Genomic DNA, 10,548 nt, shown 5'->3' on the forward strand with positions numbered 1-10,548 from the left:
GTGAGGCCGGGCGCGCCCGGCGGGACCGGCGCGCGGCCACGGCAGGACGCGGCAATCGCGCGCTCCCCGGGCGCCCGGCCTACATTGGTCGTACGTCAGCGTCGACGTCCGGGAGCCTCCCATGACGGTCACCCATGCCCTCGAGACCGATGTCCTGCGCCGCCAGGACCCCGAGCTCGCCGACGTCCTGCTCGGTGAGCGCGAGCGGCAGGCGACCACGCTCCAGCTGATCGCCGCGGAGAACTTCACCTCGCCCGCCGTGCTGGCCGCCCTCGGCTCGACGCTGGCCAACAAGTACGCCGAGGGGTACCCGGGCGCCCGGCACCACGGGGGCTGCGAGATCGCCGACGTCGCCGAGCGCCTCGCCGTGGAGCGCGCCAAGGACCTGTTCGGCGCCGAGCACGCCAACGTCCAGGCGCACTCCGGCTCCTCGGCCGTGCTGGCCGCCTACGCCGCCCTGCTGCGCCCCGGCGACACCGTCCTCGCCCTCGCCCTGCCCCACGGCGGCCACCTCACCCACGGTTCGCCCGTGAACTTCTCCGGCCGCTGGTTCGACTTCGTCGGCTACGGCGTGGACGCGGAGAGCGGGTTCCTCGACCACGACCAGGTGCGCGCCCTCGCCCGCGCGCACCGCCCCAAGGCGATCGTCTGCGGCTCCATCGCCTACCCCCGCCACTTCGACTACGCGTTCTTCCGCGAGGTCGCCGACGAGGTGGGCGCGTACCTGATCGCCGACGCCGCGCACCCCATCGGACTCGTCGCCGGGGGAGCGGCGCCCAGCCCGGTGCCGTACGCCGACATCGTCTGCGCCACCACGCACAAGGTGCTGCGCGGACCGCGCGGCGGAATGATCCTGTGCGGCGCGGAGCTGGCCGGCCGGGTGGACCGGGCCGTCTTCCCCTTCACCCAGGGCGGCGCCCAGATGCACACCATCGCCGCCAAGGCGGTCGCGTTCGGGGAGGCGGCGACGGAGGCGTTCGCCGCGTACGCGCACCGGGTGGTCGCCAACGCGCGGGCGCTGGCCGCCGCGCTGGCCGCCGAGGGGCTGGCCGTCGTCACCGGCGGCACGGACACCCACCTGATCACCGCCGACCCGGCCCCCCTCGGCGTGGACGGACGCACCGCGCGCGGCCGGCTCGCGGCGGCCGGGATGGTCCTGGACTGCTGCGCCCTGCCGCACGCCGACGCCCGCGGCCTGCGCCTGGGTACGGCGGCGGTGACCACGCAGGGCATGGGGGAGCGGGAGATGCCGGTCGTCGCCGGGCTGATGGCGGGCGTCCTCAGGGGCCGGGCCGAGCCCGCGCGGGTCCGGGAGGACGTGCGGGAACTGACCGCGGCCTTCCCGCCGTACCCGCGCTGAGCGCCGTCGGCGCGGGGAGGCGCACACGGCTGCACAGCCACGCGTGCAACCATCGTCGCTACCCGGAAGCCCCCACCCGTATGCGTGCCTCGCTAGGGTGTGGGGCTGTGATGGCCAGCGAGACCTGTGGGGAAGCCCGTGCGTGAATACCTGCTGACGCTCTGCATCACGGCCGCGGTGACGTACCTGCTGACCGGGCCGGTACGCAAGTTCGCGATCGTGGCCGGGGCGATGCCGGAGATCCGGGCGCGCGACGTGCACCGGGAACCCACTCCGCGGCTCGGCGGGATCGCGATGTTCTTCGGGCTGTGCGCGGGTCTGCTGGTCGCCGACCACCTCACCAACCTCGGCCAGCTCTTCGAGAAGTCCAACGAGCCCCGGGCGCTGCTCTCCGGGGCCGCGCTGATCTGGCTGATCGGCGTCCTGGACGACAAGTTCGAGATCGACGCCCTGATCAAGCTGGGCGGCCAGATGATCGCGGCCGGTGTGATGGTCATGCAGGGTCTGACGATCCTGTGGCTGCCGATCCCGGGCGTCGGCTCGGTCGCCCTCACCCAGTGGCAGGGCACGCTGCTCACGGTCGCGCTGGTCGTCATCACCATCAACGCGGTCAACTTCGTCGACGGCCTGGACGGTCTCGCGGCCGGCATGGTGTGCATCGCGGCGATGGCGTTCTTCCTGTACGCCTACCGCATCTGGTACTCGTACGGCATCGAGGCGGCCGCCCCGGCGACGCTGTTCTCGGCGATCCTGATGGGCATGTGCCTGGGCTTCCTGCCGCACAACATGCACCCGGCGCGGATCTTCATGGGGGACTCCGGCTCGATGCTCATCGGCCTGGTCCTGGCCGCCGGTGCGATTTCCATCACGGGACAGGTCGACCCGGACGCCCTGAACCTGTACGTGGGCTCGGAGAAGGAGGCCGTGCACCAGACGGTGCCGGTCTACATCCCGCTGATCCTGCCGCTCACCATCATCGCGGTGCCGGCCGCCGACCTGATCCTGGCGATCGTGCGGCGCACCTGGCGCGGCCAGTCGCCGTTCGCGGCGGACCGGGGCCATCTGCACCACCGGCTGCTGGAGATCGGCCACTCGCACAGCCGCGCGGTGCTGATCATGTACTTCTGGTCGGCGCTGATCGCCTTCGGCGCGCTCGCCTACTCCGTCAACTCGGCGTCGATGTGGATCGTCCTGAGCGTGGTCTTCCTCAGCGCGATCGGCCTGGTCCTGCTCCTGCTGCCGCGCTTCACCCCGCGGGCCCCGCGGTGGGCGGAGGCCTTCGTCCCGCCGCGTTACCGCCGTCGTCGGACGCCCGCGCCCGCCCCGGACGCCCCGGCGCCGGCCGCGGCGGATCCGCGGGCGGCACAGGACGCCGTGGGAGGCGTGGGGGCGGAGGACCGCGCCCCGGTCGCCGCGGGCGTCTCCGGCGTCAACGGCGCGACCGCCCTCGGCGCCCGTGCACACCTGGCCGACGGCCGGCGGGCCGACGGCTCGCACTGACGTCCCGTCGGTTCGGGCCGGACAACGGCCAAGGTAAGAATCCGACTAGAGCATTGCCAAGTCGTGGGAGTCCGATGGGGCTGTGTTGGGGGTGCAAAGTGCTCCAATACCAGACAAGAGGGCTTCCTTCTCGCTCAGACGCGCAGATTGGTCCTCATGTGTGACACCGGGCACACCCATCAGGTAAAGACTGCATCAAATAGTTTGTGATACCGTTCACGAGTCCCCGGACAGAGCCGCCGGGCCGTAGTGCGACGGTCCGCCCGGTGCGAGGAAAATCCACCCCGTCCGGGGGACTACGCTCGTCCATGACGACACCCCCCTTGCCCCCTTGAAAGCGGAGCTGCCGCCATGCCGTCCAACGACGTCCGGATCCTGATCCAGGCTGCCGTGCCCACCGCTGCCGTCGGTGCGGTCGCAGTCGCGATCGGCGGTGCCGTCGAGGGCGGCAAGGGGGTGATCGGCGGGGTCGTCGCGGCGGTGCTCGTGATCCTCCTCATGGGGGTGGGTCTGTACGTCCTGCAGTGGACCGCCAAATCACTGCCTCATCTGTTCCAGGCGATGGGGCTGATGATGTACATGGCGCAGATCCTGCTGATGTTCGTCTTCATCGCGCTCTTCAAGAACACGACGCTGTTCCACCCGAAGGTCTTCGCCCTCACCTTGCTCGTCTGCACCCTCACCTGGGTCGCCGCGCAGGCACGGGCCCACATGAAGGCCAAGATTCCCTATGTGGAACCCGAATCGACGACGCGTGAGAAGAAGGAAACCCCGGGGCGTTCGTCGTGAGACGTAGGGCCGGGATAAAGGCGCATGGGAGACCCTGCTATCGTCCGGTGCCAACTGCGGCATCGCGGGCGCGGGCATCCGAGATGACGCCTGCCACATCGCGAGGCGAGATGCCCCACTGCCGCCCCCACATCCGTAACACCAGTCCCGTGCCGATCCGCGGCCCCGTGCCGCGCCGACACCACGAGGTTGCCGAATCCATGCGCCACGCCGAAGGAGCCCGCGGTGAGTGCTGACCCGACGCAGGTGCTCGCCTTCGAGACCGACTGCCACATCTTCGACGGCTGTGGCTTCCCGTCTCCCGGGCTGCACTCGTTCCTGTTCGACCCCCTCTGGGGTAACGGCGACAGCAACGTGTACTTCAACAAGACGATGCTGCTGGCGCTGCTCGGCTCGGTCGTCGTCATCGGCTTCTTCTGGGCGGCCTTCCGCCGGCCCCAGGTCGTCCCCGGCAAGCTGCAGATGGTCGCCGAGACCGGCTACGACTTCGTCCGCCGCGGCATCGTCTACGAGACGATGGGCAAGCGCCAGGGCGAGAAGTACGTCCCGCTCATCGTCTCGCTGTTCTTCTTCGTCTGGATGATGAACCTCTGGTCGATCATCCCGCTCGCCCAGTTCCCGGTGACGTCGGTCTTCGCCTACCCGCTGGTGCTCGCGCTGCTCGTCTACGTCGTGTGGGTCTCGCTGACCTTCAAGAAGCACGGCTTCGTCGGCGCCCTGAAGAACTTCACCGGCTACGACAAGTCGCTCGGCGCGGCGCTGCCGGTCGTGATGCTGATCGAGGCCTTCTCGAACCTGCTCGTGCGGCCCTTCACCCACGCCGTGCGACTCTTCGCGAACATGTTCGCGGGCCACATCCTGATCGTGCTCTTCACCATCGCGAGCTGGTACCTCCTGAACGGCATCGGCATCGCCTACGCCGGCGTCTCGTTCCTGATGGTCCTCGTGATGACGGTCTTCGAGCTCTTCATCCAAGCCCTGCAGGCGTACGTCTTCGTCCTGCTGGCCTGCACCTACATCCAGGGCGCGCTCGCCGAGCACCACTGAGCGTCCCGCACCCGCCCCCCAGTCGTCCGGTGGCGCACCCCCACCGGCCCGTGAAGAAAAGGAAGAACTGGCATGTCCCAGACCCTTGCCGCCGTCAGCGGTTCGATCGCTTCCATCGGCTACGGCATCGCCGCTTTCGGCCCCGGCATCGGCGTCGGCATCATCTTCGGTAAGGGCACCGAAGCCATCGCCCGTCAGCCCGAGGCCGCCGGCCTGATCCGTGCCAACCAGATCCTCGGCTTCGCCTTCTGTGAGGCGCTCGCCCTCATCGGCCTGGTCATGCCGTTCGTCTACGGCACGTGATCATCTGATCCACGACCGCCCCTCTAGACGAAAGGCACTCTGATATGAGCCCACTGCTTCATATCGCGGCTGAGGAGTTGCAGAACCCCCTCGTCCCGCCGATTCCCGAGCTCGTCATCGGCCTGCTCGCCTTCGTCATCGTCTTCGGCTTCCTCGCCAAGAAGCTCCTCCCGAACATCAACAAGGTTCTGGAGGAGCGCCGCGAGGCGATCGAGGGCGGGATCGAGAAGGCCGAGGCCGCCCAGACCGAGGCCCAGAGCGTGCTCGAGCAGTACAAGGCTCAGCTCGCCGAGGCCCGGCACGAGGCCGCGCGCCTGCGCCAGGAGGCACAGGAGCAGGGCGCCGCGCTCATCGCCGAGATGCGCGCGGAAGGCCAGCGGCAGCGTGAGGAGATCATCGCCGCCGGTCACACGCAGGTCGAGGCCGACCGCAAGGCCGCGTCCGCGGCACTGCGCCAGGACATCGGCAAGCTCGCCACCGACCTGGCCGGCAAGCTCGTCGGTGAGTCCCTCGAGGACCACGCCCGGCAGAGCCGTGTGATCGACCGCTTCCTCGACCAGCTCGAGGAGAAGGCCGAGGCCGCACGATGAACGGAGCGAGCCGCGAGGCCCTGGCAGCCGCACGTGAGCGGCTCGACGCGCTGACGGACTCCACGTCCGTGGACGCGGCGCAGCTCGCCGACGAGCTGGCCGCCGTCACCGCGCTGCTCGACCGCGAGGTCAGCTTGCGCCGGGTCCTCACCGACCCGGCGCAGGCCGCTGACGCCAAGGCCGGCCTGGCCGGACGCATCCTCGGCGGTCAGGTGGGCGGTCCGACCGCCGACCTGGTGGCCGGTACGGTGCGCTCCCGCTGGTCGCAGTCGCGCGACCTGGTGGACGCGCTGGAGGAGCTGGCCAACACGGCCGACTTCACCGCGGCCCAGCGGGCGGGCACGCTCGACGAGGTCGAGGACGAGCTGTTCCGGTTCGGCCGGATCGTCTCGTCCGACACGCAGCTGCGGGCCGCGCTGACCAACCGCGCCGCGAGCGCCTCGGCCAAGGGCGAGCTGCTGCGCAGCCTGCTCGGCGGCCGGACCAAGCCCACGACCGAGCGTCTGGTGACGCGCCTTGTCACCGCGCCGCGGGGACGTAGCCTGGAAGCGGGACTCGAGTCCCTGTCCAAGCTCGCCGCCGATCGTCGCAACCGCGCGGTCGCCGTCGTCACCTCGGCGGTCCCGCTGAGCGACACGCAGAAGCGGCGTCTCGGCGCCGCGCTGGCGAAGCTCTACGGCCGTGAGATGCACCTCAACCTCGACGTGGACCCCGCGGTCCTGGGCGGGATCCGGGTGCGGGTCGGCGACGAGATCATCAACGGCTCGCTCGCGGACCGGCTCGAGGACGCCGCCCGTCGCATGGCGAGCTAGCAGCAACTCCATAAGCATGACTACGGCCCGGGTTGGGCCGTGCAGAGGATTCACCTCTTATTGGGGGGAGTCCCCGACTCGTGGAATACCCCCCAAGTGAAACTTCGGGCCCAACAAGGAGAGCAGGGAACTCAGATGGCGGAGCTCACGATCCGGCCGGAGGAGATCCGGGACGCGCTGGAGAACTTCGTCCAGTCGTACAAGCCGGACGCGGCCTCGCGCGAGGAGGTCGGTACGGTCACCCTTGCCGGTGACGGCATTGCAAAGGTCGAGGGTCTGCCGTCGGCCATGGCCAACGAGCTGCTGAAGTTCGAGGACGGCACCCTCGGCCTCGCCCTCAACCTCGAGGAGCGCGAGATCGGTGCCATCGTCCTCGGTGAGTTCAGCGGCATCGAGGAGGGCCAGCCGGTCACCCGCACCGGCGAGGTCCTGTCCGTCGCCGTGGGCGAGGGCTACCTCGGCCGTGTGGTCGACCCGCTCGGCAACCCGATCGACGGCCTCGGCGAGATCGAGACCGAGGGCCGCCGCGCCCTCGAACTGCAGGCCCCCACGGTCATGCAGCGCAAGTCGGTGCACGAGCCGATGGAGACGGGCTACAAGGCCGTCGACGCCATGACCCCGATCGGCCGTGGTCAGCGCCAGCTGATCATCGGCGACCGCCAGACCGGCAAGACCGCCCTGGCCGTCGACACGATCATCAACCAGCGTGACAACTGGCGCACCGGCGACCCGAAGAAGCAGGTCCGCTGCATCTACGTCGCCATCGGCCAGAAGGGCTCCACCATCGCGTCGGTCCGCCGCGCGCTGGAGGAGAACGGTGCGCTGGAGTACACGACCATCGTCGCCGCCCCGGCGTCCGACCCGGCCGGCTTCAAGTACCTGGCGCCGTACACCGGCTCCGCCATCGGTCAGCAGTGGATGTACGAGGGCAAGCACGTCCTGATCATCTTCGACGACCTGTCGAAGCAGGCCGACGCCTACCGCGCCGTGTCGCTGCTGCTGCGCCGCCCGCCGGGCCGCGAGGCCTACCCGGGCGACGTCTTCTACCTGCACTCCCGGCTGCTGGAGCGCTGCGCCAAGCTCTCCGACGACATGGGTGCCGGCTCGATGACCGGTCTGCCGATCGTCGAGACCAAGGCCAACGACGTCTCGGCGTTCATCCCGACCAACGTCATCTCCATCACCGACGGCCAGTGCTTCCTGGAGTCCGACCTGTTCAACGCCGGCCAGCGTCCGGCCCTGAACGTCGGTATCTCGGTCTCCCGCGTCGGTGGCTCCGCCCAGCACAAGGCGATGCGCCAGGTCTCCGGCCGTCTGCGCGTGGACCTCGCCCAGTTCCGTGAGCTGGAGGCGTTCGCCGCCTTCGGTTCCGACCTGGACGCCGCGTCGAAGGCGCAGCTGGAGCGCGGTCAGCGCATGGTCGAGCTGCTGAAGCAGAACCAGTACGAGCCGATGGCCACCGAGGACCAGGTCGTCTCCATCTGGGCCGGTACCACGGGCCGCATGGACGAGGTTCCGGTCGCGGACATCCGCCGCTTCGAGAAGGAGCTGCTGGAGTACCTGCACCGTCAGGAGCAGGGCCTCATGACCTCCATCCGCGAGGGCGCCAAGATGTCCGACGACACGATCCAGGCGATCGCCGACGCGGTGGCTGCCTTCAAGAAGCAGTTCGAGACGAGCGACGGCAAGCTGCTCGGCGAGGACGCCCCGGCCGCTGCCGCCAAGTGACGTAAGGAAGGGACCTGACTCATGGGAGCCCAGCTCCGGGTCTACAAGCGTCGCATCCGATCCGTCACCGCGACCAAGAAGATCACCAAGGCGATGGAGATGATCGCCGCCTCGCGCGTCGTCAAGGCGCAGCGCAAGGTGGCGGCCTCCACGCCGTACGCGCAGGAACTCACCCGCGCGGTCACGGCGGTCGGCACCGGTTCGGACACCAAGCACCCGCTGACCACGGAGGCGGAGACCCCGACCCGTGCCGCGGTCCTGCTCCTCACGAGCGACCGCGGTCTGGCCGGCGCCTTCAACGCCAACGCCATCAAGGCGGCGGAGCAGCTGACCGAGCGCCTGGAGCGCGAGGGCAAGCAGGTCGACACGTACATCGTCGGCCGCCGCGGTGTCGCCCACTACAACTTCCGCGAGCGCACGGTCGCGGAGTCGTTCACGGGCTTCACCGACGAGCCCTCGTACGCGGACGCCAAGAAGGTCGCGGCTCCGTTGATCGAGGCCATCGAGAAGGAGACGGCGGACGGGGGTGTGGACGAACTCCACATCGTCTACACCGAGTTCGTCTCGATGATGACGCAGACGGCGGTCGACTCCCGGCTGCTCCCGCTGCGCCTCGAGGAGGTCGCTCAGGAGTCGGCGACGAAGGACGAGATCCTTCCGCTGTACGACTTCGAGCCCTCGGCGGAGGACGTCCTCGACGCCCTGCTGCCGCGCTACGTGGAGAGCCGCATCTACAACGCGCTGCTCCAGTCGGCCGCTTCGAAGCACGCCGCCACGCGGCGCGCGATGAAGTCGGCCACCGACAACGCGGGCGAGCTGATCAACACGCTCTCCCGGCTTGCCAACGCGGCCCGCCAGGCCGAAATCACCCAGGAAATCAGCGAGATCGTCGGTGGCGCGAGCGCACTGGCCGACGCGACCGCGGGGAGTGACAACTAATGACCACCACTGTTGAGCCGACCGCTGCGTCGGGCGTGGCCACCGGCCGCGTCGCGCGGGTCATCGGCCCGGTCGTCGACGTGGAGTTCCCCGTCGACGCGATGCCGGACATCTACAACGCCCTGCACGTCGAGGTCTCCGACCCGGCGAACGAGGGCGCGAAGAAGACGCTGACCCTGGAAGTCGCCCAGCACCTGGGCGAGGGCCTGGTCCGCACCATCTCCATGCAGCCCACCGACGGTCTGGTCCGCCAGGCCCCGGTGACCGACACGGGTTCCGCCATCTCCGTGCCGGTCGGCGACTTCACCAAGGGCAAGGTGTTCAACACCCTCGGTGAGGTGCTCAACGTCGACGAGACGTACGACGGCGAGCGCTGGCCGATCCACCGCAAGGCGCCGAACTTCGACGAGCTCGAGTCGAAGACCGAGATGTTCGAGACCGGCGTGAAGGTCATCGACCTGCTCACCCCGTACGTCAAGGGCGGCAAGATCGGTCTGTTCGGCGGCGCCGGCGTCGGCAAGACGGTGCTCATCCAGGAGATGATCTACCGCGTCGCCAACAACCACGACGGTGTGTCGGTGTTCGCCGGTGTCGGTGAGCGCACCCGTGAGGGCAACGACCTCATCGACGAGATGAGCGAGTCCGGCGTCATCGACAAGACCGCCCTGGTCTTCGGTCAGATGGACGAGCCCCCGGGCACCCGTCTGCGCGTCGCGCTGGCCGGCCTCACCATGGCCGAGTACTTCCGCGACGTCCAGAAGCAGGACGTGCTGTTCTTCATCGACAACATCTTCCGCTTCACCCAGGCCGGTTCCGAGGTGTCGACCCTGCTCGGCCGCATGCCCTCCGCGGTGGGCTACCAGCCGAACCTGGCCGACGAGATGGGTCTCCTCCAGGAGCGCATCACCTCGACCCGCGGTCACTCGATCACCTCGATGCAGGCGATCTACGTCCCCGCGGACGACCTGACCGACCCGGCCCCGGCCACCACCTTCGCCCACCTCGACGCGACGACGGTGCTCTCCCGTCCGATCTCGGAGAAGGGCATCTACCCGGCCGTGGACCCGCTGGACTCCACGTCCCGGATCCTGGACCCGCGCTACATCGCGCAGGACCACTACAACGCGGCCATGCGCGTGAAGAACATCCTGCAGAAGTACAAGGACCTGCAGGACATCATCGCGATCCTCGGTATCGACGAGCTCGGCGAGGAGGACAAGCTCGTCGTCCACCGTGCCCGTCGCGTGGAGCGCTTCCTGTCCCAGAACACCCACGTCGCCAAGCAGTTCACCGGCGTGGACGGTTCGGACGTGCCGCTGGACGAGTCGATCGCCGCGTTCAACGCGATCTGTGACGGTGAGTACGACCACTTCCCGGAGCAGGCGTTCTTCATGTGCGGTGGCATCGAGGACCTGAAGAAGAACGCGAAGGAGCTGGGCGTCTCCTGAGCCCCGCGTTCACCGTGAGCCCGCGGGCTCAC

At 69.1% G+C, this 10,548-nt stretch carries 10 protein-coding genes; all 10 read left to right on the forward strand.

Going from position 1 to position 10,548, the window contains the following annotated elements:
- Positions 1–121: 121 nt before the first annotated feature.
- Positions 122–1,360, forward strand: coding sequence for a serine hydroxymethyltransferase (gene glyA, locus B7L92_RS03690; protein WP_081236057.1), 1,239 nt, complete (start codon positions 122–124; stop codon positions 1,358–1,360).
- A gap of 138 nt (positions 1,361–1,498) precedes the next feature.
- Positions 1,499–2,860, forward strand: coding sequence for an MraY family glycosyltransferase (locus B7L92_RS03695; protein WP_081236058.1), 1,362 nt, complete (start codon positions 1,499–1,501; stop codon positions 2,858–2,860).
- 351 nt (positions 2,861–3,211) lie between these two features.
- Positions 3,212–3,649: a Cg1360 family ATP-synthase-associated protein gene (locus B7L92_RS03700; protein ID WP_081236059.1), complete on the forward strand. Its 438-nt coding sequence runs from the start codon at positions 3,212–3,214 to the stop codon at positions 3,647–3,649.
- 225 nt (positions 3,650–3,874) lie between these two features.
- The gene (gene atpB / locus B7L92_RS03705) at positions 3,875–4,696 is read left to right on the forward strand and encodes a F0F1 ATP synthase subunit A (protein WP_004983331.1); all 822 of its coding nucleotides are present in this window, start codon (positions 3,875–3,877) and stop codon (positions 4,694–4,696) included.
- Between the two features lie 72 nt (positions 4,697–4,768).
- A complete protein-coding gene (atpE, locus tag B7L92_RS03710; RefSeq protein WP_004983330.1) occupies positions 4,769–4,999 on the forward strand; it encodes an ATP synthase F0 subunit C in 231 nt (76 codons plus the stop codon).
- A gap of 44 nt (positions 5,000–5,043) precedes the next feature.
- A complete protein-coding gene (locus tag B7L92_RS03715) occupies positions 5,044–5,589 on the forward strand; it encodes a F0F1 ATP synthase subunit B (RefSeq protein WP_004983329.1) in 546 nt (181 codons plus the stop codon).
- Positions 5,586–6,401, forward strand: a complete 816-nt coding sequence (locus tag B7L92_RS03720; RefSeq protein ID WP_081236060.1) for a F0F1 ATP synthase subunit delta — start codon at positions 5,586–5,588, stop codon at positions 6,399–6,401. The genes B7L92_RS03715 and B7L92_RS03720 overlap by 4 nt, the downstream gene beginning before the upstream one ends.
- A gap of 135 nt (positions 6,402–6,536) precedes the next feature.
- On the forward strand, positions 6,537–8,129 hold the full coding sequence (gene atpA, locus B7L92_RS03725; RefSeq protein ID WP_004983327.1) for a F0F1 ATP synthase subunit alpha: 1,593 nt from the start codon (positions 6,537–6,539) through the stop codon (positions 8,127–8,129).
- A gap of 21 nt (positions 8,130–8,150) precedes the next feature.
- Positions 8,151–9,068 carry a F0F1 ATP synthase subunit gamma gene (locus B7L92_RS03730; RefSeq protein WP_004983326.1) on the forward strand — a complete coding sequence of 306 codons (918 nt, stop codon included), beginning with the start codon at positions 8,151–8,153 and terminating at the stop codon, positions 9,066–9,068.
- On the forward strand, positions 9,068–10,516 hold the full coding sequence (gene atpD, locus B7L92_RS03735; RefSeq protein ID WP_004983325.1) for a F0F1 ATP synthase subunit beta: 1,449 nt from the start codon (positions 9,068–9,070) through the stop codon (positions 10,514–10,516). The genes B7L92_RS03730 and atpD overlap by 1 nt, the downstream gene beginning before the upstream one ends.
- Positions 10,517–10,548 lie beyond the last annotated feature (32 nt).

Origin of the sequence: Streptomyces viridosporus, from assembly GCF_002078235.1 — a bacterium.
Lineage (GTDB): Bacteria > Actinomycetota > Actinomycetes > Streptomycetales > Streptomycetaceae > Streptomyces > Streptomyces viridosporus.

Coding starts and splice junctions, on each gene's coding strand:
- atpA (WP_004983327.1), top strand. CDS start 6,537: ATGGCGGAGCTCACGATCCGGCCGGAGGAGATCCGGGACGCGCTGGAG.
- B7L92_RS03700 (WP_081236059.1), top strand. CDS start 3,212: ATGCCGTCCAACGACGTCCGGATCCTGATCCAGGCTGCCGTGCCCACC.
- glyA (WP_081236057.1), top strand. CDS start 122: ATGACGGTCACCCATGCCCTCGAGACCGATGTCCTGCGCCGCCAGGAC.
- B7L92_RS03720 (WP_081236060.1), top strand. CDS start 5,586: ATGAACGGAGCGAGCCGCGAGGCCCTGGCAGCCGCACGTGAGCGGCTC.
- atpD (WP_004983325.1), top strand. CDS start 9,068: ATGACCACCACTGTTGAGCCGACCGCTGCGTCGGGCGTGGCCACCGGC.
- atpE (WP_004983330.1), top strand. CDS start 4,769: ATGTCCCAGACCCTTGCCGCCGTCAGCGGTTCGATCGCTTCCATCGGC.
- B7L92_RS03730 (WP_004983326.1), top strand. CDS start 8,151: ATGGGAGCCCAGCTCCGGGTCTACAAGCGTCGCATCCGATCCGTCACC.
- B7L92_RS03715 (WP_004983329.1), top strand. CDS start 5,044: ATGAGCCCACTGCTTCATATCGCGGCTGAGGAGTTGCAGAACCCCCTC.